Genomic DNA, 24,993 nt, shown 5'->3' on the forward strand with positions numbered 1-24,993 from the left:
TTACGGTCATGATGGAGCCGACCGTGACCATGCCGCCCGAGCGGGTGAGACGGGCGCCCGCGCGGCGGCCCGAGCCGCCGCGCGAGACGGTGCGGTTCCCGGTCCTCGCGGTGGTCTTCGTCTGCGCCGCCTGCGGACTGGTCTACGAACTCGAACTGGTCGCGCTCGCCTCCTACCTGATCGGCGACTCGGTCACCCAGGCCTCCGTCGTGCTCTCCGTGATGGTCTTCGCCATGGGAGTGGGCTCGCTCCTCGCCAAGCGGCTGCGCTGCCGCGCCGCCGTCGGCTTCGGCCTCGTCGAGGCCGGGCTCGCGCTGGTCGGCGGCTGCTCGGCGATGGTGCTGTACGCGGCCTTCGCCTGGCTCGGCGAATCGCGGTACGTGCTCGTGGCGTTCTCGCTCGCCATCGGGGTGCTCATCGGCGCCGAGATCCCCCTCCTGATGTCGCTGATACAGCGGGACGGCCGTCCTGGGCGCACCGGGCGCAAGGCCCCTCACGGGGAGGAGGACGACGCCGCCGGGACGGTCGCCGACCTCTTCGCCGCCGACTACGTCGGCGCACTGGTCGGCGGCCTCGCCTTTCCCTTTCTGCTGCTGCCCTGGCTCGGCCAGCTCACCGGCGCCCTCGTCACCGGCGCGGTCAACGCCGTGGCGGGCGGCGGCCTCGTCCTCTGGGTGTTCCGCCGTGACCTGACGGCCCGCTCCCGGGCCCTGCTCGTCGCCGTGAACCTGTCGGTCCTGGCCGTCCTCGCCACGGCGACCGTGCTCGTCGACGACTTCGAACAGGCCGCGCGCCGCGCCGTGTACGGCGAGCGGGTCAGAGTCGCCGTCCACACCGAGCTCCAGGAAGTGGTGGTGACCGGGGGCCGCGAGGGCCCGCCGGACCTGTTCCTCGACGGGCGGCTGCGGGTCGCGGGACAGGACGAGTACCGCTACCACGAGGCGCTCGTCCACCCCGCGATGAACGGTGCGCACGCGGACGTGCTGATCGTCGGCGGCGGGGACGGCATGGCCGCCCGCGAGGCGCTGCGCTACCCCGGGGTCCGCTCCCTCACCGTCGTCGAGCTCGACCCGGGGGTCGTCCGCCTCGCCCGTACGGACCCGGCGCTCGCCACGCTCAACGCGCAGGCGTTCCGGGACCGGCGCGTCCGGGTGGTCCACGCGGACGCCTTCCACTGGCTCCGGGGCGCCACCGATCGTGTGCAGGAACGGTACGACGTGGTGATCTCCGATCTGCCCGACCCCGGAATCACCCCCAGCACCAAGCTGTACTCGGAGGAGTTCTACGGCCTGGTGGCCCAGGTCCTCACCCCCTCGGGACGGTTCGCCGTGCACGCCGGGTCCGTCGCCGACCGGCCCCGCACCTACTGGACCGTGGACGCCACCCTGCGCGCCGCCGGCTTCGCCACCCGCCCGTACAGCGCGAGCGGCCGTACCCCCGGCTTCTCCGCGGGACCCGACCGCGCCGACCGCACCAGCGGTACGGACCGGGGGCCCGGCGACTGGGGATTCCTCCTCGCCGTCCCCGGCAGCCGCCCGCCCGCCCTCGGTCTCGCCCCCGACGCGCCCCGGCTGCGCTCGCTCGGCGAGAACACCCTGGAGGCCGCGGCGCGGCGGGCCGAACGCGGCCGGGGTGCCGCGGCGCCGCCCCCCTCGACGCTGGTGCACCCGAGGTACGGCGGCTGAGGGTCTTCTCTCCCTGTCCGCCGGGGCGCGCGGGCGTCCGCCCCTCCGTGAGCACCGGGCGCGCGGGCCCTCCGCTCCGCGACCACCGAGGGGCGCGGGCGTCCGCCGCCGCGCCAAACAGGCGACGGCGCGCCCCGGCCTGAGTAGGCTCGGCTTCCATGGAGCATGAGGTGTTCGTTCCGGTCCCGGCCGAGGTTCTGCGCGCGACGCTCACGGACCCTGCCCGGGTGGCGCGCTGCGTACCCGGCCTCCAGCGGGATGCCGACGCGGAGGCGGGCCCTCTCACGGGCCGGCTCAAGGTCCGGGTCGGCGGCAACACCATCACCTACCGGGGCGCCCTGAAGGTCGTCGAGCGGGACGGTGCCATCACCTACGAGGGCCAGGGCACCGAGGCCCGGGGGAAGGGCTCGGCGGAGCTGTCGCTCACCGTCGTCCTCACTCCGGTGGCCGAGGGCACCAGCCTGAGCTTCACCGGCGGTCTGACGGCGGCCGGCCGGCTCGCCGAGGCGACGGACGAGGCGCGGTCCACGGCGGCTTCCCGGCTGCTCGACAAGTTCGTGGAGACGCTGGCCGCCCTCGCCGAACAGCCGGAGTCGGAGCCGCAGCCGCGGTCGGCGCCGGACGGGGCGCCGGAGCCGGACGCGAAGGCGGAGTCGTCCGAAGGGGCGGCCGCCGTCGAGACCGACGGACAGGGCGACACCGCCGACGACACCGACGACACCGACGACACCGACGACGACGGGGTCGACGACGGGGTCGAGGAACCCCGCCGGAGCTCCGTCTTCGAGGCGCCGGTCCCGCCGCCCTCCCTCGACCCCCTCGTGGACGAGGACTTCCCCGGCACCCCCATCGAGTTCCCCGCCCCGCAGCCCGCCGCCGAGGCCGCCCACGCCCGGCGGACCATGATCGGGCGGAGCGCCGAGGAGGTCGACCACGCCCCGCCGCGCGGCCGGTACGCCCCCGTCCCCGCCCCCGAGGCGTCCAGCGCCGGGGCCACCCTGCGCTGGATCGCGCCGGCCGCGGCCCTCGCCCTCGCCTCCGCGGTCGTCGTCGGCCGGGCGCTGCGTCGCCGCCGCTAGGCCGTCTCGGGAAGACACGGCCTGGGGGATGTCCGGAAGGCCCCGCCCGGCCCGCGAAGCCCCGCCCGGCCCGCGCCGGGAAGCGCCCCGGAACATGCCCGGAAAGGGTCGCTCACGTTCGGGGTCCCGCACGATTAGGGTCGGGGCGTGAGCATGCAGACGCGACTGACGGCGGGCGACGCCGAGTTGACCATCAGCCCCGAGAACGGCTGCCGGATCGAGAGCCTGCGCATCGGCGGCACCGAGGTGCTGCGCCAGGGCGAACGCTTCGGGAGCTTCCCGATGGTGCCCTGGTGCGGGCGGACCGAGAACGGCCGCTTCCGCAACGGGGCGACCACCCATCAGCTCCCGGTCAACGCGCCCCCGCACGCCATCCACGGCACCGTCCGCGACCTCCCCTGGAAGACCGCCAGGACCTCCGCGACCGAGGCCGTCCTCACCTGTGAGCTCGGCGATCCCTGGCCGTACAAGGGCACGGTCACCCAGGTCTTCGAGCTGGCCGAGGACTCCCTGACCCTGCGCTTCGGGATCGAGACCTACGACGACTCCTTCCCGGCCCAGGCCGGCTGGCACCCCTGGTTCCTGCGCAACCTCGGCCGGGGCGGTCAGGACGTGCGGCTCGACTTCACCCCCGCCTGGCAGGAGGAGCGCGGGGAGAACCATCTCCCCACCGGCCGCCGGATCGACCCCACCCCCGGCCCCTGGGACGACTGCTTCGGCATGCCCGACGGCGTCGACGTCACCCTCACCTGGCCGGAGGAGCTGGAGCTGAAGGTCGCGAGCCGCGCTCCCTGGGTCGTGATCTACGACGAGCCCGAGGACGCCGTCTGCGTCGAGCCGCAGTCCGGCCCGCCGAACGGTCTCAACACCCACCCGCGTCTGGTGACCCCGATCGACCCGCTGGAGGTCGAGAGCACCTGGACGTGGCGGCGGCTCTAAGCTGCTCAGCATGACTGACGTACGCGCTGAGCTGCTCCAGCAGATCAAGGACAAGGCCGTGGTACACGGCAAGGTGACCCTCTCCTCGGGTCTGGAAGCCGACTACTACATCGACCTGCGCCGGATCACGCTGGACGGCGAGGCCGCGCCGATGGTGGGTCAGGTCATGCTCGACCTCACGGCCGACCTGGACTTCGACTGCGTCGGCGGTCTGACCCTGGGCGCCGACCCGGTCGCGACCTCGATGCTGCACGCCTCCGCCGCGCGCGGGCAGCGCCTCGACGCCTTCGTCGTACGGAAGGCCCAGAAGGCGCACGGCATGCAGCGTCGTATCGAGGGCGCGGACGTCAAGGGCCGTCGCTGCCTGGTGGTCGAGGACACCTCGACCACGGGTGGCTCGCCGCTGACCGCCGTCGAGGCCGTCCGTGAGGCCGGCGGCGAGGTCGTGGCCGTGGCCACGATCGTCGACCGGGGCGCCGCCGAGGCCATCGCGGGGGCGGGCCTGACGTACCTCACCGGCTACCGGCTGGCCGATCTCGAGCTGGCGTAACCGCCGCGAAGTCGTGACTTAGGTCCCGGACCTCGTCGAGAACGGTCCTGACCTGCGTTTTTACCCAGGGGCGGGGTGTTTCACGTGAAACACCCCGCCCCTTCGTGTGCCGTGCCCGTGGGAGCCCGCAGAAGAGTCTGGAAGGATGGGCGTCGACGATGACGTCGCCCCCAGGTCAGGGACAGCAACGCACACACTCCCGCACATCACAAGGAGCGGACGAATGCCCATCGCAACCCCCGAGGTCTACAACGAGATGCTCGACCGGGCGAAGGCAGGCAAGTTCGCCTACCCGGCCATCAACGTGACTTCGTCCCAGACCCTGCACGCCGCTCTGCGCGGTTTCGCGGAGGCCGAGAGCGACGGCATCATCCAGATCTCGACCGGCGGAGCCGAGTTCCTGGGCGGCCAGTACAACAAGGACATGGTCACGGGCGCCGTTGCCCTGGCCGAGTTCGCGCACATCGTCGCCGCGAAGTACGACATCACGGTCGCGCTGCACACCGACCACTGCCCGAAGGACAAGCTGGACAGCTACGTCCGTCCGCTGATCGAGGTCTCCGCCGAGCGCGTCGCCCGCGGCGAGAACCCGCTGTTCCAGTCCCACATGTGGGACGGCTCCGCCGAGACCCTCGCGGACAACCTGGCCATCGGCCAGGAGCTGCTCGCGAAGGCCGCCGCCGCCAAGATCATCCTCGAGGTCGAGATCACCCCGACCGGTGGCGAGGAGGACGGCGTCAGCCACGAGATCAACGACGAGCTGTACACGACCGTCGACGACGCGCTCCGCACCGCCGAGGCCCTCGGCCTGGGCGAGAAGGGCCGCTACCTGCTCGCCGCCTCCTTCGGCAATGTGCACGGCGTCTACAAGCCGGGCAACGTCGTGCTCCGCCCGGAGCTCCTCAAGGACCTCCAGGCCGGCGTCGCCGAGAAGTACGGCAAGGCCTCGCCGTTCGACTTCGTCTTCCACGGCGGCTCGGGCTCCACGGCCGAGGAGATCGCCACCGCGCTGGAGAACGGCGTCGTGAAGATGAACCTGGACACCGACACCCAGTACGCCTTCACGCGTCCGGTGGCGAACCACATGTTCAAGAACTACGACGGTGTCCTGAAGGTCGACGGCGAGGTCGGCGTCAAGTCGACCTACGACCCCCGCACCTGGGGCAAGCTGGCCGAGGCCGGCATGGCCGTCCGCGTGACCGAGGCGTGCGCCGCGCTGCGCTCGACCGGCACCAAGCTGAAGTAACGAAGCAGATCGTGTGAGCGAAGGGCCCGGTACCTCCCCAGGTGCCGGGCCCTTCGTCCGTCGACGAGAGGGCCCGATGTACGACTTCGACCGCGAGATAGACCGGCACGGCACCTGGTCGGTCCAGTGGGACGGGATCGCGGATCGCTTCGGCGTGCCCGACCTGCTCCCCTTCACCATCTCCGACATGGACTTCGCCTCCCCGCCCGAGGTGCTCGCCGCGCTCCGCGAGCGGGTCGACCACGGGGTCTTCGGCTACACCGACTGGCGGCTCGGAGAGTTCCGCGAGGCGATCCGGCACTGGTACGCGAGCCGCTTCGCCACCGAGATCGACACCGACGCGCTGGTCTACGCGCCCTCCGTGCTCAACCAGCTCTCGCAACTGCTGCGGATGTGGACCGGGCCAGGCGACGGCGTGGTCGTCCACACCCCCACCTACGACGGCTTCCGCAAGGCCGTCACCGGGCTCGGACGCGAGCTGCGCGGCGTACCCCTCGGGGACCTCGAAGCCCTCGAACGCGAGCTGGCCCGGCCGGACAGCCGGATGCTGCTGCTCTGCTCCCCGCACAACCCGACCGGCCGGGTGTGGACGGAGGAGGAGCTGACCGTCTTCGCCGAGCTCGCCGAACGGCACGGCGCGGCCGTCGTCAGCGACGAGATCCACGCCGACCTGACCACCGAGGGCCACCGCCACATCCCGTGGACCCGGATCGCCGAGCCGGGCCGCGGCCGCCGCTGGGCCCTGGTCACCTCGGGCACGAAGGCCTTCAACTTCCCGGCGCTCTCCGGGTCGTACGGGATCGTCGGGGACCCCGACGAGCGCACCGCCTTCGTCCGCCGGATGGAGACCGGCGAGGGCCTGGCCTCGCCCGCCGTGCTCTCGCTGACCGCCCACATCGCCGCGTACCGGCAGGGAGCCGACTGGCTGGACGAACTCCGCGCGTATGTGGCGGGCACGATGAGCACGGTCCGGGAGCGACTCGCCACGGGCCTTCCGGGGGTCGACTGGGAGCCCCCGCAGGCCGGCTATCTCGCCTGGATCGACCTGCGGCCGCTCGGCATCGAGGAGGCCAGGCTCCAGGAGGAGCTGGTGGCGGTCGAGAAGGTCGCCATCATGCCCGGCGGGGTGTACGGCACGCCGGGCTTCGTCCGGCTCAACGTGGGCTGTCCCCGGAAGAAGGCCGAGCGGGGTGTGGACGCCCTCGTCCGGGCGGCGGGGCGGCTGCGGACGACCTGAGGGGACGTCGACGGCCCCGGTGGGGCGCGGCGCGGATACCGGGAGGCGGGGTGTCGCAGACGTGTTCTAGTCTTCCTGCACCGTGCCCCGTGTTGAGGGGCCGGAACCATGCTCTTTGGGGGGCTCTTCATCGTGCGCAAGCGCGCTCTCTCGGCCGCGACGTCGTTCGCGGTCCTTCTCGGTTCCGCGACGCTGGTCGCGGGCACGGCGGTCCCGGCGGCCGCCGACTCCGTCGTGCCGCTGAACGTCGGAACCATCGGCGACATGGTGGTCGACGGCGCCCACCAGCGCCTGTACTTCAGCGACACGTACAACAACCGCGTCGTCGTCACCGACTTCGCGGGCAAGTTCGTCAAGGCCATCGACGATCTGGCCTATGTCCGTGACCTCGACCTCTCCGACGACTCGGCCACGGTGTACGCGGCGCTCGAGAACGCGGACAAGCTCGTCGCCATCGACACGGCCCAGCTGGCCGTCACCGCCGAGTACCCGACGGGCCAGGGCACCAAGCCCTCGACCGTCGCGTCCGCCGCCGGCCGCGTCTGGTTCGGCTACGGCGAGAACTGGGACTCGGATCTCGGGTCGGTCGACCTGACCACGGCCGTGCCGACCGTGACCCTGGCCCTCACCACGGGTGCCAACTGGTCGCACGCGCCCACGCTCCGCACCGACCCGGCGGCTCCGGACACGCTCGTCGCCGCCGACGGCACCATCAGCTCGGGCCCGATCGTCGTGTACGACACCGGGTCGGGCACGCCGGTCGTCCGCACGTCCGCCGAGCGCCAGGGGTTCGTGAAGGACATCGAGATCGCCCCCGACGGCAAGAGCGTCGTCGCGGCGGACCGGGTCACCTCGCTCACCAGGCTCAGCCTCACCGACCTCTCCGAGCAGGAGAAGTACCCGGTCTCCTGGAGCGCGGAGGCCGTGGCCGTCGCCCCGGACGGCACCGTGGCCGGCGGGACGAGCGACCGTGACGACGTCGGCGACGTCTTCGTCTTCAACGGCGGCTCCACGACCCCGGCGAGCGTCCGGGACACGAAGTCCTGGATGCTGTTCGGCGGGGAGATGGAGTGGGCGCCCGACAGCACCCGGCTCTTCGTCCCGGTGCAGCTGCCGGGCCAGTCGGAGCACGTGCTCCGGATCTACACATCGCCGAAGCTCCACACCGTCTCCGTGACGGTGAAGGCCCCGGCCAACGCGCCGATCAACAAGCCGCTCACCGTCTCCGGCTCGGTCTCCTCCACGCTGAAGCTCCCGGCGGGCGCTCCGCTCACCGTGACGCGGTACGACGCCGAGAACCCGGCCGGCAAGGCGCTCGGGACGCGGACGCTCGCGGCGAACGGCACCTTCTCGTTCCCGGACACCCCGGCCGCGGCCGGGAAGGTCTCGTACAAGGTGGCGTACATGGGTGACGCCAAGCGCGCGTACTCCACCGGGACGGCCGCCGTGCAGGTGGCGCCCTTCCCGACGTACCTGAAGCTGGACCAGAACCGTCGCACGGTCGACTACGGCACCAACGTGACGTACACGGCCTCGCTCGGCTGGTCGTACCGGAACCGGGTGGTGGAGATCTGGGCCGACCCGTACGGCTCGGAGCCCAAGCGGCTGCTCAAGCGCGGCACGGTCAACTCGGCGGGCAAGCTGTCGGTGACGACCCGGATGACCCGCGACACCTGGGTGACCGCGGACTTCGCCGGTGACACCCGCTCCGGCCGAGCCCACGTCGGCTCCACCGTGTACACCCGGGCCGGTCTGACGACCGCGTTGTCCCAGCACTACAAGTGGTCGAAGATCGGCACCATCTGGTACCAGTCGTACCACCAGACCGGCGACGTGAAGGTCACCGCGTGGAACAACCCGTACCCGGGCCGGATGACCAAGTACGAGGTCCAGGTCTGGTACGCGGGCGCCTGGCGCACGGGCTCCGAGGACTACGTCCGGCTGAACAGCGGCGGTATGGCGTACATCCTGTTCGACGGCGCCGGAGCCGAAGGCGTCCGCGCCCGGGTCCGTACGGCGTACGTGGACGGTGTGTCCGGCGACAACGTGAACACCACGGTTCACGGAGCGTGGAAGTACTTCAACATCACCCGCTGACCCGTCGGCCACGGCCGCCCCGTCGACCGCCGCCCCGTCCACCGTCTCCTCGGATTCCGGTGGGCGGGGCGGCGGCGTTCGGGGGACCATGCAGGCATGGGCGACCGTGACGTACGGATGGCCTCGGGGACCGGGCGATGGATCGTGTTCACGACCGTCCTCGGTTCCGGGATGGCCCTGCTCGACTCCACCGTCGTCAATGTCGCGCTGCCGCACATCGGCGAGGACCTGGGCGCCGACCTGGCCGTTCTCCAGTGGACGGTCAACGCCTACATGCTGACCCTGGCCGGGCTGATCCTGCTCGGCGGGGCGCTCGGCGACCGGTACGGGCGGCGGCGGGTCTTCGTGATCGGGGTGGTGTGGTTCGCGCTGGCCTCGCTGCTGTGCGGGCTCGCCCCGAACGCCGGGGTGCTGATCGCCGCCCGGGCCCTCCAGGGCGTGGGCGGGGCGCTGCTCACCCCCGGCTCCCTCGCGCTGATCCAGGCGAGCTTCCACGAGGACGACCGGGCCCGGGCGGTGGGGCTGTGGTCCGGCTTCGGCGGTGTGGGAGCGGCGATCGGGCCGTTCGTCGGCGGCTGGCTGGTGGACGGGCCGGGCTGGCGGTGGGTGTTCCTGCTGAACGTGCCGCTCGCCGCCCTCTGCGTGCCCGTCGCCCTGCGGCATGTGCCGGAGTCCCGGGACGAGACCGCGCACGGCCGTTTCGACGTGCTCGGCGCGGTCCTGGGCGCGGCGGCGCTCGCCCTCGTGACGTACGCGCTGATCGGCGAGGCCTGGTGGGCGGGGGCGGCCGGGGTCCTCGTCGGGGTCTGGTTCGTGGTGGTGGAGCGGCGGCTCGGCGAGTCGGCGATGGTGCCGCCGTCGATCTTCGCGTCCCGGATGTTCACGGCGGTCAACCTGGTCACCCTGTGCGTGTACGCGGCCTTCGGCGGCTTCTTCTTCCTGGCCGCCCTCCAGCTCCAGGTGGTGGCGGGCTACTCGGCGCTCGGCGCCGGTACGGCCCTGCTGCCGACGACCGTCCTGATGCTGCTGCTGTCGGCGAAGTCCGGGGAGCTGGGGGAGCGGATCGGGCCCAGGATCCCGCTCACGGTGGGGCCGCTGCTGTGCGCCGCGGGGATGCTCCTGATGCTGCGGGTCGGCGAGGACGCCTCGTACGTCCGGGACGTGCTGCCGGCCCTGCTGGTGCTCGGGCTCGGTATGACGGCCCTGGTCGCCCCGCTGACGGCGACCGTGCTCGCCTCGGTGGACGTGGCCAGGGCGGGCCTCGCGAGCGGCATCAACAACGCGGCGGCGCGGGCGGCCGGGCTGCTGGCGGTGGCGGCGCTGCCGATGCTGGCGGGGATGGGGCCGGAGGCGTACCGCTCGGCGGAGGAGTTCGGGGAGACGTTCCGGAAGGCGATGCCGATGTGCGCGGGGATCCTGGTGGTGGGCGCGGTGATCGCCTGGACGACGATGCGGGGCCCCGTGAGGGCGGGCTGCCACCCGGAATGCCGGGTGCACTGCGGGGTGACGTCCCCGCCGCTCGACCCGGGGCAGCGGGACGCCTCGGCGTGAACGGGGCGGGGCGGTTCCGGCGGCGGTGGGCGGGGCGTCCGGGGCCGGGCGTCCGGGGCGGTCCGTCGCGGGTGTCCCGGGCGGGTCCGGTACGCCGTCCGAGGCGGGGCCCGGCGCGGTGGTCGGCGGGTGGGGCGGTTCCGAAGACGCGGCGCGCCGTCCGGGGCGGGGCGGTTGCGGCGCCGGTGGGCGGTGGGTGGGGCGGGTCCGGTGGGGCGGCCGGGGCGTGGGCGCCGCGGCGGGCGGGGACTGAGGCAGACTGACCCCATGGCCATCCACGAGAACCTTCTGGGGGGACCGGCCCCCACCCACCTGCCCGACGACCCGGGACCGCGCGAGCTGCTCGCGAGCGGTACGGCGCCGGCGGAGGTCGCCGCGAAGTACCCGACCTCCTCGCTCGCCTGGGCCCGGCTCGCCGACGACGCGTACGAGCGCGGTTCGGTCGTCGAGTCGTACGCCTATGCCCGTACCGGCTACCACCGCGGCCTCGACGCGCTGCGCCGCAGCGGCTGGAAGGGCCACGGCCCGGTGCCGTGGGAGCACGAGCCGAACCGCGGTTTCCTGCGCGCGCTGCACGCGCTGGCCCGGGCGGCCGGCGAGATCGGCGAGAAGGACGAGTTCGAGCGCTGCTCGACCTTCCTGCGGGACTCCTCGGAGACCGCGGCGGAGACGCTCGGCTGACCTGTTCCGTATCTGACGCTGTCCGGATTTCGCCCTGTCCGACGGACCGGGCGAAATCCGGACGGACCCCTCGATCCGTTCGATCGTGTTCGAGCGGTGCCGGTACGATCCCCGGGACCGCAGGACCGAAGACGCCGGTACCGAGGCCCCATTCCCTCTTCCCCCACCGCCGGCCGACGCAGGGGAGACGTCTGTCGTGGGCAAGCGTGCGGCATCCGCAGGACGGCGACGAACACAGGGCCGACGGCGGGGCGGAGGAAGACGCGGCCCCGCGGCCCGGCTCGCGCTGCCGACGCTGGTCCTGATGACGGTCGCGCTCGGCGCGGGCGTGGCCCTCGCCCACTTCAACGGCCCGGCCCCCGAGGACAGGGCCGCCCCGGCGTCCGCTCCCGCACCGGAGCCGGTCACCGAGAGCCCGTCCCCGACGACGGCCGCTCCCACCTCCCGGCCCGCGACGGCGAAGCCGAAGCGGCCGAAGCCGCCGTCGAAGACGCCGGAGGCCCGGCCGAAGCCGAAGGCGACCCCGAAGGCCCCGGCGAAGGTGGCGGCCGTGCCGCAGTCCGGTGCCGGGACCTTCACCACCGCCCAGGCCTCCGGCGCGCCGATCGGCGAAGGCGGCGAGCTGCGCAGGTACCGGGTCCAGGTCGAGAAGGGGATCGCGCTGTCGGCGCGCGGGGCGGCCGCCGAGATCCAGCGGATCCTGGCGCATCCGCGCGGCTGGGCGGCGCACGGCCGGGGCCGTTTCCAGCTGGTCTCGGGGGAGGCCGACTTCGTCATCCGGATCGCCACCCCGGACACGGCCGACGCGCTCTGTCTGCGGCAGGGCCTGGACACCCGCGGCGAGCTGAACTGCGAGACCACCGACGGGGTCGTGGTGAACCTCAAGCGGTGGATGCTGGGTTCGCCCACCTTCGCGGGGGAGCCCGCCGAGTACCGGCATCTGATCATCAACCACGAGGTCGGGCACGAGATCGGCATCCGGGAGCACATGGGCTGCCCGGGTCCGGGCAGACTCGCACCCGCGATGATGCAGCAGATCAAGGGCCTGAACGGATGCAGATCGAACGCATTTCCGTATGACGAAGACGGTAGCTACATCACCGGCCCGATCGTGTCATGATGCCGTTGGGACGGCGCGCGACGAAGCACGCCTCCCGAGGGGACCGGGGCTCCCGTGACGCATGGACGACCGTGCGCGCGGTGGAGCAGACCGCTACCCGGTAGTTCGTATCGAGGAGACAGAAATGTCACTCTCCCCGGGTTCTCCCGATTCCGCAGCCGGTTCGGTCGCTGTCGACCCGAATCTCGACTTCGCCGGCACGACGCCGTACGAGGACTACGTCCAGGCGGACGTTCTCACCCATCTCCAGCACCTCCGCTCGGACGACCCCGGCGAGATGGTCTTCCTGGTCACCACCCAGGTCATGGAGCTGTGGTTCACGGTGATCGTCCACGAGTGGGAGACCGCGAGCCGCGCCCTGCGCGAGGACCGCGTCCCCGTCGCGATGGACGCGCTCAAGCGGTCCGTGCGCGAGCTGGAGGCCCTCAACCACTCCTGGCGCCCGCTCGCCCAGCTCACCCCCGCCCAGTTCAACGCCTACCGGTCCGCGCTCGGCGAGGGCTCCGGCTTCCAGTCCGCGATGTACCGGCGGATGGAGTTCCTGCTCGGCGAGAAGTCCGCGTCCATGCTCGTCCCGCACCGGGGCGCGCCCCGCGTCCACTCCGAGCTGGAGAAGGCGCTCCACGAGCCCAGCCTCTACGACGAGGTCCTCGCGCTGCTCGCCCGCCGCGGCCTGCCCGTCCCGGACGCCGTCCTCGGCCGCGATCTGGCACAGCGGTACGAGCCCTCGGCCGAGGTCGAGGCGGTCTGGGCCGGGATCTACGCGGACGCCGACCAGAACGGCGAACTCGTCCGGCTCGGCGAGGCCCTGAGTGATGTCGCCGAACTCGTCTGGCGATGGCGCAACGACCACCTGGTGGCGACCCGGCGCGCGATGGGCGCGAAGACCGGCACCGGCGGTTCGGCGGGCGTGGCCTGGCTGGAGAAGAGGGCCCAGAAGAACGTGTTCCCGGAGCTCTGGACGGCGCGCAGCCATGTCTGAGACCTACGGAGAGAAGGCCGCGCGCCTCGACGCGATCGACGAACTCGGCAAGCACCGCGAGAAGTTCGCCCTCGACGCCGGGACCGTCTACCTCGACGGCAACTCGCTCGGCGCGCTGCCCGCCCACGTCCCGGCCCGGATGGCCGACGTCATCACGCGCGAGTGGGGCGAGCTGCGCATCCGCTCCTGGGGCGAGTCGGGCTGGTGGACCGCGCCCGAGCGGATCGGTGACCGGATAGCGCCGATCGTCGGCGCCGCCCCCGGGCAGATCGTGGTGGGCGACTCGACCAGTGTGAACGTCTTCAAGGCGGTCGTCGCCGCCGCTCGTCTGAGTGGTGAGGACCGCGACGAGATCCTCGTCGACGCGACGACCTTTCCCACGGACGGGTACATCGCGGAGTCCGCGGCGCGGATGACGGGGCACCGGATCGTGCCCGTCGAGCCGGCGGGGATGGCCGACGCGGCCGGCCCGCGCACGGCCGCCGCCCTCGTCAACCACGTCGACTACCGCAGCGGCCGCCGGCACGACCTGCCCGGCATCACGGCCGCGCTGCACGCGGCGGGCGCGCTCGCCGTCTGGGACCTCTGCCACAGCGCGGGCGCGCTGCCCGTCGGACTGGACGCGCACGGGGTCGACCTGGCCGTCGGCTGCACCTACAAGTACCTGAACGGCGGGCCCGGTTCGCCCGCCTACCTGTACGTCGCCGAACGGCACCAGGCCGCCTTCGACTCGCCGCTGCCCGGCTGGAACTCGCACACCGACCCGTTCGCCATGACCCCCGGGTACGAGGCGGCCGCGGGCGCGGTGCGGGGCCGGGTCGGCACGCCCGACATCCTCTCCATGCTGGCCCTCGAAGCGGCGCTCGACGTCTGGGACGGGGTCGCGATCGAGGACGTGCGGACCAAGTCCCTCGCGCTCACGGACTTCTTCCTGGAGTGCGTCCGCGCGTACGTGCCGGAGGGCCGGGTCCGCTCGGTGACACCCGACACGCATGCCGAGCGGGGCAGTCAGGTGGCGCTGAGCTGCGAGAACGCGCCCGCCGTCATGGCGGAGCTGATCCGGCGCGGAGTGGTGGGCGATCTGCGCCGCCCGGACGTGCTGCGGTTCGGCTTCACCCCGCTGTACGTCGGGTTCGCCGACGCGGAGCGGGCCGCGCGGGTTCTCTCGGAGGTTCTGGCGGAGGGTCCGGCCGGCCTCGCCTCCTGAGACCTCGACGGTCTCGTACGCGGTCCGATGATCGCCCGATCTGCGGGGGCTCCACTCCTGGTACCGTCCCCGCAGGTCAGGCCAATTCGGCCCCGTACCCGAGAGGTTGGAACAGCATGCCGGACCCCGCCGCGCGCGCCGCCGCCGAAGAGGCGTCCGCCTTCTCGCACCCGGCCGTCGTCCCCGACGCCTCCGCCGCGTACGGCGAACACCCGGACCAGGTGATCGACTTCTACGCCCCGCGCGGCGGCGCCACCCGGGCGCCGCTCGTCGTCGCCCTGCACGGCGGCGCCTGGCGGGCACCGTACGACAGGCAGCACCTGACCCCGTTCGTGGACTTCCTGGCCCGACGGGGCTTCGCCGTGGCCAACGTCGAGTACCGGCGCGGCAGCGACATCCCCCGGCAGGGCGGCGCAGCCCCGGTCGCCGGGCGCTGGCCCGAGACCTTCGACGACGTGGCCGCCGCGCTCGACGCCGTACCGGAGCTGGCCGCCGCGCATCTGCCGCAGGCCGACACCGGCCGCATCGTTCTCACCGGCCACTCCGCGGGCGGCCAGCTCGCCCTGTGGGCCGCCGCCCGGCACGTGCTGCCCGTCGGCTCCCCCTGGCGGCTGCCCGCCCCGCCCCCGCTGCGCGGGGTCGTCGCCCTCGCCCCGATCGCCCATTTCGGCCGGGCGGTCGAGCTCGGGGTGTGCGGCGGCGCGGTCACCGAACTGCTCGGCGACCCCTCCTCGTACGAGGAGCGGGCGGCCCACGCCGACCCGTCGGCGCTGCTGCCCACCGGGATCGCGACCACCGTCGTCCAGGGTCGCGAGGACGTCGACGTCCCGTACACCGTCGCCGACGCCTACGCCGAGGCGGCGGCGAAGGCGGGCGAGACGGTCGGTCTGACGCTCCTGGAGGAGGTCGGCCACTTCCCGCCGATCGACCCGGCGGCGGACGCCTGCGCGGTGGTCGCTGAGGAGATCGCCCAACTGGCCTGGTGAGTACGAGAGGGTCGCCCGGTGACATCCGAGCAACGCGAACGGGTCTTCGAATTCTCGTACAACCCATCGACTTCCTCGTGAGTCTGATCGGACACGGAAGCGGTACTTCCGTGTCCGATCACCTCCTGGGGGTTCACCTTGCGGCTCCGCTCCACCCGTACCCGTCTCGGTCTGGCCGTCACGGCCGTCCTCGCCGTCACGACCCTCGGCGCCGGGACACTGGCCACCGCCCCGGCGTTCGCCGCCGCTCCGGTCGCCGCCCCGGCCGAAGCCGGCGAGGCCACCGGCCTCCCCGTCTTCCCCGAGGGATCCAACCTCGGGGGCGTGGCCACCACCGGCTTCCTCAGCTACTCCTTCGACAGCGGCGGCAACCGGAAGCTCCGCTGGACGTCGTACGCCGGCGGCAACCCGATCCCGGTCCAGGTGCCCGAGGGCGGCGGCTGGACCCTGGGCGCCGGTGACGTGCTCGTCATCGGCGATGCGAGCTGGTCCCCCGAGATGCGCTCGATCACCCTGCGGAACATGGCCACCCCCGCCGCGCCCGGCGTCGCCATCGACCTCGGCGCGCTCGACGGCAACTTCGTGGCAGTCCTGAGCCCGACGAGCGTCCTCGCGCAGGTGAAGAAGGCCGACGGCGGGTCGGAACTGCGCATCGTGACCAAGAACGGCGCCGAGACGACCAGCCGCGCGATCTCGGGGCTCCCCGCGGACGCCACCGACTACTTCGGCTCGACGGCCCACGACGGCCTCGTCCTCGTCGGCTACGAGACGGGCTCGGACCTGCGCACCGGCGGCCGGGCCCTGATCGACCTGGCCGCCGGGACGGTGACCAAGACCTACTCCGCCCACGAGTCCGGTTTCGGCTACGGCGGCCTGGGCTTCTCCGACTCGCACGTGACCTGGTTCGGCTACGAGTTCGGCAAGGGCGACTTCATCACGTCCGTCGACCGGGCCACGGGCAAGGCGACGGTCACCGTCCTCGGCGCCCACCTCGACGAGTGGTACCACGTGCTCGTCGGCGACTGGCTGGTCTACGGCAACCCGTCGAAGCCCGCCCGGGCCCTCTCCCTGACCGGCGGCGAGACCGTCGAGCTCGGCATCACCGCGACGAACGCGGCGGACGTGGCCGACGGCAGCGCGGTCCTGAGGGGCAGCCGCGCCGCCGACGGCGACGGGCTGTTCCGGATCACGGCCGCGCAGGACGGCGCCCCGACGGTCACCAAGGTGGCCGACACCGCCGAGCTGGTGATCCCGCTCTCGATCGACCAGGTCCACGTCCCCGAGGCGGTGGACCTGGACAGGTCCGGCGGCAGGGTGAACCTGGGCTGGACGCTGTCGGACAGCGACGCGACCCTGGACGTCACGCTCACGCACATCGCCACCGGCAAGGAGTTCCGGACGCGGGTGACCGCCCCCGCCACCGGCACCCGCTTCGACTTCGACTGGGACGGTGTCATCGGCGAAGCCGACGCGCCGAACGGCAAGTACGCCGTGGAGGCCGAGGCGACGCCGACGGGCGGCACGGGCGAACCCGCCTACCAGGGCTGGTTCATGAACCTCACCCGGACGTACAACCCGCACGACCTGAACGACAACGGCTCCACCGACGTCCTCGCCAGGGACGCGTCCGGCCAGCTGTGGCGCGACGATCTGCGGGACCGCCCCGACCACGGCCAGGTCAACGTCGCCGGGCGCACCCGCATCGGCCACGGCTGGGGCATCTACCGCCAGATCGAGGCCGTCGGCAACGTCGGCGGCGCCGCCCACGGCGACGTGATCACGGTCGACGGCGCCGGCGTGCAGTGGCTCTACCTCGGCAAGGGCGACGGCACGCTCGCCCCCCGGGTGCAGGTCGGCACGGGCTGGCAGATCTACAACAAGATCGCCGCCGGCTCGGACCTCGACGGCGACAGCCGTCCCGACCTGGTGGCCACGGACAGCGCCGGCGTCCTCTGGTTCTACAAGGGCACCGGCAGCTACGCGAAGCCGTTCGCGCCCCGCGTCAGGATCGGCGGGGGCTGGCAGATCTACAACCACCTCGCGGCCGTCGGCAACATCGCCGGAGCCTCCGCCGGAGACCTCGTCGCCCGCGACAAGGACGGCGTGCTCTGGCTCTACCTGGGCAAGGGCGACGGCACCTTCGCGCCCCGGATCAGGATCGGCGGCGGCTGGAACGCCTTCACCCAGCTCGTCGGCGCCGGCGACCTCGACAACGACGGGCGCCCCGACCTGATCGCGTACGGGCGGGACGGCGCGAGGTTCTACCGCTCGACGGGAGTCACCACCGCCCCGTTCAGCCTCGGGCAGACCCTGCTGTACTCCGGCGACGGCGCCACGTTCGACAACGTCTCCTGAGACGGGCGCTCTAGTCCTCAAGGGGGACCCGGAAGGATCCGCAACGAGCGGGACGACCGGGTCCCCCGCCGCCCGTACCGTGGTCGACGTGACTCAGACACAGACCCCCGAGACGAGCCGCGCCCCCGAGTTCCACCTGGTCCAGGTCGTCCTCGGCGGGCTGCGGCAGGAACTCTTCCACGATGCGCTCGCCTACCGCCCGCTCCAGCCGGCCGAGGTGAACCCCAGGGTGGCCCGCTTCGTGCCCAAGGGGATACGCCCGCACCTCGGACTGTTCCCGCACACGGTCGTCGCCTTCCTGGCCCTGATCGTCTTCGCCCTCGGGTACGAGGAGTTCGACACCGGGTTCGCCCCGCTCTCCCTGGCGGTGATCTGCGCGCCGCCCGCGATCGTGCTGCTCACCCTGGTGCGGCCGGTCCTCGCCTTCTGGGCCTCGCTCCTCAGCGCGCCCGTCATCGGCTACCTCACCGGCTACGACGCCGGCTGGCCCTGGTCGCACATCACGTTCTTCTCCCACCTCGTGGTCCTCGGCGTGGTCGCCGCCCGCTCCCGGCCCCGCGCCTCGGCGTGGATGTGGCTCGTGACGGCCGCCTTCTGCCTCTTCACCGAGATGTTCCTCGGAAGGGGATACACCTCCGACTCCGTCCCGCTGCTCTTCGTCGCCGCCCTCGTCCTGCTCGCCGTCACCGTCCTCCAGGTCCGCCGCCAGGCCGACCGCGAGGTCACCGCCCAGCTGACCGTGACCGAGCAGGAGCGCTCCAAGAGGACCCTCCTGGAGGAGCGGACCACCATCGCCCGCGAGCTCCACGACGTCGTCGCCCACCACATGTCGGTGGTCGCGATCCAGGCGGAGGCCGCCCCCTACCGGGTCGAGAACCCGCCGCCGGAGCTGGAGCAGGCCTTCCTCACCATCCGCGAGAACGCCGTCGCCGCGCTGACCGAACTGCGCCGGATCCTCGGCGTCGTCCGCGCCGAGGACTACGAGGCCCCCGACGCCCCGCAGCCGACCCTCGGCGACCTGGACTCGCTCGTCCGCAACGTCCAGGAGGCCGGACTCGTCGTCGAGAAGACGGTCACCGGCGCCGTGCGCGAGCTGCCGCAGGGCGTGGAGCTCTCCGCGTACCGGATCGTCCAGGAGGCCCTGTCCAACGTGCTGCGGCACGCGCCGGGCGCGGCCGCGAAGGTCGAGGTCAGCTATGTCCTCGGCGGCCTCGGCCTCCGGATCGCCAACGGTCCCGCCCGGGGACTCGTGAAGCCCTCGCCGGGCGCCGGTCACGGCATCACCGGCATGCGGGAACGTGTGACGATGCTCGGCGGGGAGATGACGGCCGAGGCGACCGAGGACGGTGGCTACGAGGTGGCGGCCTTCGTCCCCGTGAGCCGTGAGGAGGCCGACCAGTGATCCGCGTACTGATCGTCGACGACCAGATCATGGTCCGTGAGGGATTCTCGGTGCTGCTCGGCGCGATGCCGGACATCGAGGTCGTCGGGGAGGCGGTCAACGGCCGGGAGGCGGTCGCCCAGGTCGCCGCCCTCCACCCCGACGTGGTCCTCATGGACATCCGGATGCCCGAACTGAACGGCATCGACGCGACCCGGGAGATCGTCACCGCCGACGCGGACGCGAAGGTCCTCGTCCTGACCACCTTCGACCTCGACGAGTACGTCTACCAGGCGCTGCGCGCCGGCGCCTCCGGCTTCCTGCTCAAGGACGCCTCGGCCCGGCAGCTCGCGGACGGGGTACGGATCGTCGCCGCCGGCGAGGCGCTGCTCGCGCCGACCGTCACCAGGCGGCTGATCACCGAGTTCGCGAAGGCGCCGGGAAGCTCCCCGCGCCCGCCGGCGATGGCGCAGATCGGAGAGCTGACGGAGCGGGAGACGGAGGTTCTGGTGCTCATCGCGCAGGGCCTCTCCAACTCCGAGATCGCCGACCATCTCGTCGTCGCCGAGTCGACGATCAAGACGCATGTGAGCCGGATCCTGGTGAAGCTGGCCCTGCGGGACCGGACGCAGGCGGCGGTGTTCGCGTACGAGGCGGGTCTGGTGCGCGTCGGCGGCTAGGGGGTGTCGGGACTTTCCGGGCACCCCCCGGGCCGTCTCTTCCGGGTCCTGCCCGGCCCGCGCCGCCCGGCGCCCCCTGGAGCCGGTCCCGGTGCGCGGGTAGCGTCCGGTCATGGACGCTGCTGACACCGTGTACGACCCCTGGTCCCCCGGGTTCGTCGCCGATCCCTACCCCGCCTACGCGGAGCTGCGGGCGGCGGGCCGTGCCCACTGGCACGCTCCGACCCGCCAGTGGCTGATCCCGCACCACGAGGACGTGTCGGCGCTCCTCAGGGACCGGCGGCTCGGGCGGACGTACACCCACCGCTTCACCCACGAGGAGTTCGGGCAGGAGGCGCCGGACGCCGCGTACGAGCCCTTCCACACGCTCAACGACCACGGGCTGCTCGATCTGGAGGCCGCCGACCACGGCCGGATCCGGCGGCTGGTGTCGAAGGCGTTCACGCCGAGGACGGTGGAGAACCTGGCGCCGACGGTACGGCGGCTCGCCGCCGATCTGGTCGGCGGTCTGGTCGCGGCCGGCGGCGGCGATCTCCAGGCCTCGGTCGCGGAGCCGCTGCCGGTCGCGGTGATCGCCGAGATGCTGGGAATCCCGGACGACGAGGAGGAGCGGGGACGGCTGCGTCCCTGGTCGGCGGCGATCTGCGGGATGTTCGAGCTGAACCCCTCGAAGGAGACGGCCCGGGCGGCGGTCGAGGCCTCGGTCGAGTTCTCGGACTATCTGCGGGAGCTGATCGCGCGGCGGCGGCGGGAACCCGGCGACGATCTGATCTCGTCCCTGATCGCGGTGGAGGAGCTGACCGAGCAGGAGATGGTCTCCACCTGTGTCCTGCTCCTGAACGCGGGCCACGAGGCCACCGTCAACACCACGGTCAACGGCTGGTGGACACTGCTCCGGGAGGGCGTCCGTCCGGATCCCGAAAAGTTGTCCACAGCTGTGGAAGAACTTCTGCGGTACGACACCCCGCTCCAGATGTTCGAGCGCTGGGTCCTCGACGACATCGAGATCGGCGGCCGGACCATCCCCCGCGGTTCCGAGGTCGCCCTGCTCTTCGGCTCCGCCAACCGCGACCCGGCCCGCTTCGGCCCGACCGCCGACACCCTCGACCTCACCCGCGCGGACAACCCGCACATCACCTTCGGCGCGGGCATCCACTACTGCCTCGGCGCCCCGCTCGCCCGGCTCGAACTGACGGCGGTCTTCGGCGAGCTGCTGCGCCGGGCCCCGGGCCTGCGGCTCGTGGCGGAGCCGGTACGGAAGCCGGGGTACGTGATCCGGGGGTTCGAGGAGCTGCTCGTGGAGGTGTGAGCCCCGGCGGGCGCCGGGACCCGCCCGGCCCCGGGGTGCGAGCCCCGCCGGGCGGCCTACAGGGCGGCCCGGGGAGCCGCGTCCTCCTCCGAAGGCGCCGGAGGGCTCATGGGCGGGGCGAGCCGGGCGAGGAGCGCGGCGCCCTCCGCCCCGCCCGCCGGCCGGTACGGCCCCGCGGGCCACAGCGCCCGGCCCTCGAACCGGGCGACGACGACCGGCAGGCCGTCGGCGGAGAAGTCGCGCCAGCCGCGCAGCTCGACGGTGCCGGCGGGATCCGACGGCAGCCCGAGCCACGGGTGCTTGGCGGTGCCGGGCGCCACCAGCGGGAGGAGCCCCTCGGGCAGGTCGTGCGGTCCGCCGTGGGCGGCGAAGACGACCAGGACGGGAATCCCGTCCCGCGGGTCGTGGAGCAGGACGTACCGGCGCGGGACCGGTACGGGGGAGCGCGCCGCCCGGGCCATCAGCCGGACCGCGGGAATCCCGTTGGTCAGCAGCCGGTGGCCGGAGTACGCGAGGGCCGCGAGCGCCACCATCGCCACGAGGAACAGCTTCATCAGGCCGCCCCCCTCCGGCCGGAGGGCCGCCGCCACGGCCGTCGCCGCGCAGAAGGCCAGCGCCACCAGCACGCGGCCGGCACCGGCCGCCTGCCGCAGGCTGCGGACGCGCCACCACGCCACCTCGCGGGCGTCCGCCTCGGGGCGCCGGGTCCTGGTCCGGGGCCGTGCCACGGCCTGCCGCCCGGCGTGGGCGGCGAGCCGCGCGTACGTCGGCGCGCCGGACGGGTCGGACTCGGGCGGCTTGACCAGGCTCACGCGGGGGGCCGGAACGGTGGCCGTGACCGGACCTGGGACCGGACCCGTGACCGGACCCGGGACGGGCGGCACCAGGTCCGGCGTCTGCGGCTGGACGGGAGCCGCCCGGCCGAGGAGACCCGTCCGCGCGGCCTGCTCCACGATCCGCCGGCGCGCCCGCCGGTGCTTCACCGGCCTGGTCCAGAGCAGCGCCCCGCCGCCGGGCGGCGCGAGCACCCCGCCCCTGGTCGGGTCCCCGCACCACCACATCACCCCGTCGGGGCCCGGCCGCAGCGGCTCGTACCGCTGCCGCATGGCGACCACCTCCAGCGGCCACAGCCCGTCCCCGGCCGGGGACCGCAGCACGACGGCCTCGGTGGTCCGCATGCTCCGCACGGCCACCGCGGCATGTGCCGACCAGGCCGCGGAGCCGAGCACGCGTCTCATCCGGCGCGCCAGGAACCAGGAACCGGCCCCGGCGCCGAGGACGAGCACGCCCAGGGCGACGAGCGCGCCGATCAGGTCGCCCGCCCACGGCTCACCGGGCGCCACGAGCGCGACCCCCGCGGCGGGGACGAACAGGACGCATCCGCCCGTCACCACCGCGCCCGCTCTTCGCCCGTACCGGTCCAGCGCCCGTGCCGTCTCCGGCAGATCCAACGCCCGCGCCATCCCGCATCCCCCGTCACGCATGCCGTCCACGCCACGCGTGACGTTAGACGGCGGCCGTACCCCGGCACCAGTCCGGACGGCCCCGGCTCGGCTCGACGGCCCGGCTCGACGGGGCTCGGCTCGGCCGGGCGAAACGATCAGTCGCGGGTCGGGGTCAGTCCCTGGGAAGCGTGAGGCCCCACGCCTCTCCCAGGACCGTCCAGGTCCGGCGGCGGACCGGCCCCGTGACACGGCCGTCCGCGCGGTAGCGGAAGTCCGGGCCGGAGACCGTGAGGACCCGGGCGGTCGCCTGCCGGGGCGGGGCGGCGGCGGGGTGGACGGTCACCTCCGCCGCACCGCCCGCCGAGCGGACCGTCAGGCTCTCCACCGGGGTGTCGACATCCGTGAGGAGCACCCCGTCCACCTCCACCCGCAGCCGGTGGGTGCGGACCGCGAGGGCCGTCGGGGCGGGCCGGACCAGGGTGCGCACCAGGGAGCGGCAGGTGCCCCAGACGGTCGGTGCCGCCGAGCTCAGGTCGGGTACGGCCGGCACCAGGAGCTCGTCGAGGACGACACCGTCGCTGTCGTCGACCAGCAGGTCCAGGCGCCGCACCCGCCCGTCGAGGACCGCCCGCGCGGCGGCCGGCGTGGAGCGCGGCACGCCGAGCGCGTGGGCGATTTCCAGGGAGTCCGGAGCGCCGATCGGGACGAGGGAGAGGGCCCCCGTGGCGAGCTCCCGCTCGCGGTGCAGCAGGGCCACCGCGCGCAGCAGCGTGCGGTCGTCCCCGAGCACCACGGGGCGCCGGGAGCCGCGCCGGGCCAGGGCCCGGCAGAATTCCTCGGGGCTGTCCGGCAGGCAGATCTTCGCTTCCGCGCCCGCGGACAACACATCTTTCGCGATCCGCACGGACTCGCCGTCACTTCGGCGGGCGACCGGGTCGATGACCACCAGCAGCTGGTCGTGAGCCGACACCTCGGTCCTTCCTCGGGTAGCATCTTTGTGCAAGAGCCCCTTGCGCTATTGCGCCAGGGGCTTCGTCTATTCCGGGGCACACCGGTGAGGCGGCCTCGGCCCCTGACCTTGGACATGCCCCACCCGGAAGGGGTGTACGCCTGTGCCCGCACTTGTGCTGCTCGGTGCTCAGTGGGGTGACGAGGGCAAGGGAAAGGCCACCGATCTCCTCGGTGGATCCGTTGATTATGTAGTGCGCTACCAGGGCGGCAACAACGCCGGCCACACCGTCGTCGTCGGCGACCAGAAGTACGCGCTGCATCTTCTCCCTTCCGGAATCCTCTCGCCGGGGTGTACCCCGGTGATCGGAAACGGTGTCGTCGTCGACCCGGCGGTCCTGCTCTCCGAGCTGAGTGGACTGAACGAGCGTGGCGTCGACACGTCCAAGCTCCTGATCAGCGGTAACGCTCACCTGATCACCCCGTACAACGTCACCCTCGACAAGGTGACGGAACGGTTCCTCGGCAAGCGCAAGATCGGCACCACGGGTCGCGGCATCGGCCCGACCTACGCCGACAAGATCAACCGCGTCGGCATCCGGGTCCAGGACCTGTACGACGAGTCGATCCTCATCCAGAAGGTCGAGGCGGCGCTGGAGGGCAAGAACCAGCTGCTCGCCAAGCTCTACAACCGTCGTGCGATCGACGCCGCGCAGATCGTCGAGGAGATGCTCCAGTACGCGGAGCAGATCAAGCCCTTCGTCGCGGACACCACCCTGATCCTCAACAACGCGCTCGACGAGGACAAGGTCGTCCTGTTCGAGGGCGGCCAGGGCACCCTCCTGGACGTCGACCACGGCACGTACCCCTTCGTCACCTCCTCGAACCCGACCGCGGGCGGCGCCTGCACCGGCGCCGGCGTGGGCCCGACGAAGATCAGCCGGGTCATCGGCATCCTCAAGGCGTACACGACCCGTGTCGGCGCCGGCCCGTTCCCGACGGAGCTCTTCGACGCGGACGGCGAGGCGCTGCGCCGCATCGGCGGCGAGCGCGGTGTCACCACCGGCCGTGACCGCCGCTGCGGCTGGTTCGACGCGGTCATCGCGCGGTACGCGACCCGGGTCAACGGCCTGACGGACTTCTTCCTCACCAAGCTCGACGTGCTGACGGGCTGGGAGCAGATCCCGGTCTGCGTCGCGTACGAGATCGACGGCAAGCGCGTCGAGGAGCTGCCCTACTCGCAGACCGACTTCCACCACGCGAAGCCGATCTACGAGATGCTGCCGGGCTGGTCCGAGGACATCACCAAGGCCAAGACCTTCGCCGACCTGCCGAAGAACGCGCAGGCGTACGTGAAGGCCCTGGAGGAGATGTCGGGCGCCCCGATCTCCGCGATCGGCGTCGGCCCCGGCCGCACCGAGACGATCGAGATCAACTCGTTCCTGTAGGACCTGTAGGACCTGCAAGGCCTGTGGGTCCTCGCAGCACGACACCCGCCGCCCACGCCTGTTCCAC

The 24,993-nt window shown here is 72.8% G+C and carries 20 protein-coding genes; 18 read left to right on the top strand and 2 right to left on the bottom strand.

What is annotated here, in order from left to right:
- The first annotated feature begins 8 nt into the window (after positions 1-8).
- The 17 genes from IE311_RS14255 to IE311_RS14335 all read left to right on the top strand — a co-directional run bounded on the left by IE311_RS14255 (position 9) and on the right by IE311_RS14335 (position 21,085).
- Complete coding sequence (locus IE311_RS14255) at positions 9-1,685, top strand: polyamine aminopropyltransferase (RefSeq protein WP_189832038.1); 1,677 nt, start codon at positions 9-11, stop codon at positions 1,683-1,685.
- A 158-nt stretch (positions 1,686-1,843) separates the two neighbouring features.
- Positions 1,844-2,764, top strand: a complete 921-nt coding sequence (locus IE311_RS14260) for an SRPBCC family protein (protein WP_189832039.1) — start codon at positions 1,844-1,846, stop codon at positions 2,762-2,764.
- A gap of 153 nt (positions 2,765-2,917) precedes the next feature.
- The gene (locus IE311_RS14265) at positions 2,918-3,703 is read left to right on the top strand and encodes an aldose epimerase family protein (protein WP_189832214.1); all 786 of its coding nucleotides are present in this window, start codon (positions 2,918-2,920) and stop codon (positions 3,701-3,703) included.
- 10 nt (positions 3,704-3,713) lie between these two features.
- Positions 3,714-4,253, top strand: a complete 540-nt coding sequence (gene pyrE, locus IE311_RS14270; RefSeq protein ID WP_189832040.1) for an orotate phosphoribosyltransferase — start codon at positions 3,714-3,716, stop codon at positions 4,251-4,253.
- Positions 4,254-4,476: 223 nt separating this feature from the next.
- Positions 4,477-5,499: a class II fructose-bisphosphate aldolase gene (gene fbaA, locus IE311_RS14275; protein ID WP_189832041.1), complete on the top strand. Its 1,023-nt coding sequence runs from the start codon at positions 4,477-4,479 to the stop codon at positions 5,497-5,499.
- 76 nt (positions 5,500-5,575) lie between these two features.
- Positions 5,576-6,736: a MalY/PatB family protein gene (locus IE311_RS14280; protein ID WP_189832042.1), complete on the top strand. Its 1,161-nt coding sequence runs from the start codon at positions 5,576-5,578 to the stop codon at positions 6,734-6,736.
- A 108-nt stretch (positions 6,737-6,844) separates the two neighbouring features.
- Positions 6,845-8,833 carry a YncE family protein gene (locus IE311_RS14285; protein ID WP_189832043.1) on the top strand — a complete coding sequence of 663 codons (1,989 nt, stop codon included), beginning with the start codon at positions 6,845-6,847 and terminating at the stop codon, positions 8,831-8,833.
- Between the two features lie 96 nt (positions 8,834-8,929).
- Complete coding sequence (locus tag IE311_RS14290) at positions 8,930-10,384, top strand: MFS transporter (protein WP_189832044.1); 1,455 nt, start codon at positions 8,930-8,932, stop codon at positions 10,382-10,384.
- 267 nt (positions 10,385-10,651) lie between these two features.
- Positions 10,652-11,065, top strand: coding sequence for a DUF3151 domain-containing protein (locus IE311_RS14295; RefSeq protein WP_189832045.1), 414 nt, complete (start codon positions 10,652-10,654; stop codon positions 11,063-11,065).
- A gap of 196 nt (positions 11,066-11,261) precedes the next feature.
- Positions 11,262-12,185, top strand: coding sequence for a DUF3152 domain-containing protein (locus tag IE311_RS14300; protein ID WP_189832046.1), 924 nt, complete (start codon positions 11,262-11,264; stop codon positions 12,183-12,185).
- 124 nt (positions 12,186-12,309) lie between these two features.
- A complete protein-coding gene (locus IE311_RS14305) occupies positions 12,310-13,167 on the top strand; it encodes a tryptophan 2,3-dioxygenase family protein (RefSeq protein WP_189832047.1) in 858 nt (285 codons plus the stop codon).
- A complete protein-coding gene (gene kynU, locus IE311_RS14310) occupies positions 13,160-14,374 on the top strand; it encodes a kynureninase (RefSeq protein ID WP_189832048.1) in 1,215 nt (404 codons plus the stop codon). Before IE311_RS14305 ends, kynU begins: the two co-directional genes overlap by 8 nt.
- A gap of 116 nt (positions 14,375-14,490) precedes the next feature.
- Positions 14,491-15,360 carry an alpha/beta hydrolase gene (locus IE311_RS14315; RefSeq protein ID WP_189832049.1) on the top strand — a complete coding sequence of 290 codons (870 nt, stop codon included), beginning with the start codon at positions 14,491-14,493 and terminating at the stop codon, positions 15,358-15,360.
- A 138-nt stretch (positions 15,361-15,498) separates the two neighbouring features.
- Positions 15,499-17,715, top strand: coding sequence for an FG-GAP repeat domain-containing protein (locus tag IE311_RS14320; protein ID WP_229901918.1), 2,217 nt, complete (start codon positions 15,499-15,501; stop codon positions 17,713-17,715).
- Positions 17,716-17,794: 79 nt separating this feature from the next.
- Positions 17,795-19,117, top strand: coding sequence for a sensor histidine kinase (locus tag IE311_RS14325; protein WP_189832050.1), 1,323 nt, complete (start codon positions 17,795-17,797; stop codon positions 19,115-19,117).
- Complete coding sequence (locus IE311_RS14330; protein ID WP_189832051.1) at positions 19,114-19,776, top strand: response regulator; 663 nt, start codon at positions 19,114-19,116, stop codon at positions 19,774-19,776. The genes IE311_RS14325 and IE311_RS14330 overlap by 4 nt, the downstream gene beginning before the upstream one ends.
- Positions 19,777-19,888: 112 nt before the next feature.
- The gene (locus tag IE311_RS14335) at positions 19,889-21,085 is read left to right on the top strand and encodes a cytochrome P450 (RefSeq protein ID WP_189832052.1); all 1,197 of its coding nucleotides are present in this window, start codon (positions 19,889-19,891) and stop codon (positions 21,083-21,085) included.
- A 56-nt stretch (positions 21,086-21,141) separates the two neighbouring features.
- Here the strand turns inward: IE311_RS14335 and IE311_RS14340 are convergent, their stop codons facing one another.
- Both IE311_RS14340 and IE311_RS14345 read right to left on the bottom strand, forming a co-directional pair.
- Positions 21,142-22,548: a hypothetical protein gene (locus IE311_RS14340; RefSeq protein ID WP_189832053.1), complete on the bottom strand. Its 1,407-nt coding sequence runs from the start codon at positions 22,546-22,548 to the stop codon at positions 21,142-21,144.
- A 154-nt stretch (positions 22,549-22,702) separates the two neighbouring features.
- Entirely contained in the window at positions 22,703-23,500 is a 798-nt protein-coding gene (locus IE311_RS14345) for a diacylglycerol kinase family protein (protein ID WP_229901919.1), read from the bottom strand.
- Between the two features lie 142 nt (positions 23,501-23,642).
- Between IE311_RS14345 and IE311_RS14350 the strand changes: the two genes are divergently transcribed.
- Entirely contained in the window at positions 23,643-24,926 is a 1,284-nt protein-coding gene (locus IE311_RS14350; protein ID WP_189832055.1) for an adenylosuccinate synthase, read from the top strand.
- Positions 24,927-24,993: the final 67 nt, after the last annotated feature.

The sequence above is a fragment of the Streptomyces zaomyceticus genome (assembly GCF_014656215.1).
Classification (GTDB): Bacteria; Actinomycetota; Actinomycetes; order Streptomycetales; family Streptomycetaceae; genus Streptomyces; species Streptomyces zaomyceticus.

Bases quoted from the DNA above. Each gene is read 5' to 3' on its own strand.
- IE311_RS14315 (WP_189832049.1), top strand. From the start codon at position 14,491: ATGCCGGACCCCGCCGCGCGCGCCGCCGCCGAAGAGGCGTCCGCCTTC.
- IE311_RS14280 (WP_189832042.1), top strand. From the start codon at position 5,576: ATGTACGACTTCGACCGCGAGATAGACCGGCACGGCACCTGGTCGGTC.
- IE311_RS14335 (WP_189832052.1), top strand. From the start codon at position 19,889: ATGGACGCTGCTGACACCGTGTACGACCCCTGGTCCCCCGGGTTCGTC.
- IE311_RS14340 (WP_189832053.1), bottom strand. From the start codon at position 22,548: ATGGCGCGGGCGTTGGATCTGCCGGAGACGGCACGGGCGCTGGACCGG.
- pyrE (WP_189832040.1), top strand. From the start codon at position 3,714: ATGACTGACGTACGCGCTGAGCTGCTCCAGCAGATCAAGGACAAGGCC.
- IE311_RS14290 (WP_189832044.1), top strand. From the start codon at position 8,930: ATGGGCGACCGTGACGTACGGATGGCCTCGGGGACCGGGCGATGGATC.
- IE311_RS14295 (WP_189832045.1), top strand. From the start codon at position 10,652: ATGGCCATCCACGAGAACCTTCTGGGGGGACCGGCCCCCACCCACCTG.
- IE311_RS14260 (WP_189832039.1), top strand. From the start codon at position 1,844: ATGGAGCATGAGGTGTTCGTTCCGGTCCCGGCCGAGGTTCTGCGCGCG.
- IE311_RS14265 (WP_189832214.1), top strand. From the start codon at position 2,918: ATGCAGACGCGACTGACGGCGGGCGACGCCGAGTTGACCATCAGCCCC.
- IE311_RS14305 (WP_189832047.1), top strand. From the start codon at position 12,310: ATGTCACTCTCCCCGGGTTCTCCCGATTCCGCAGCCGGTTCGGTCGCT.
- IE311_RS14285 (WP_189832043.1), top strand. From the start codon at position 6,845: ATGCTCTTTGGGGGGCTCTTCATCGTGCGCAAGCGCGCTCTCTCGGCC.
- IE311_RS14255 (WP_189832038.1), top strand. From the start codon at position 9: ATGATGGAGCCGACCGTGACCATGCCGCCCGAGCGGGTGAGACGGGCG.
- kynU (WP_189832048.1), top strand. From the start codon at position 13,160: ATGTCTGAGACCTACGGAGAGAAGGCCGCGCGCCTCGACGCGATCGAC.
- fbaA (WP_189832041.1), top strand. From the start codon at position 4,477: ATGCCCATCGCAACCCCCGAGGTCTACAACGAGATGCTCGACCGGGCG.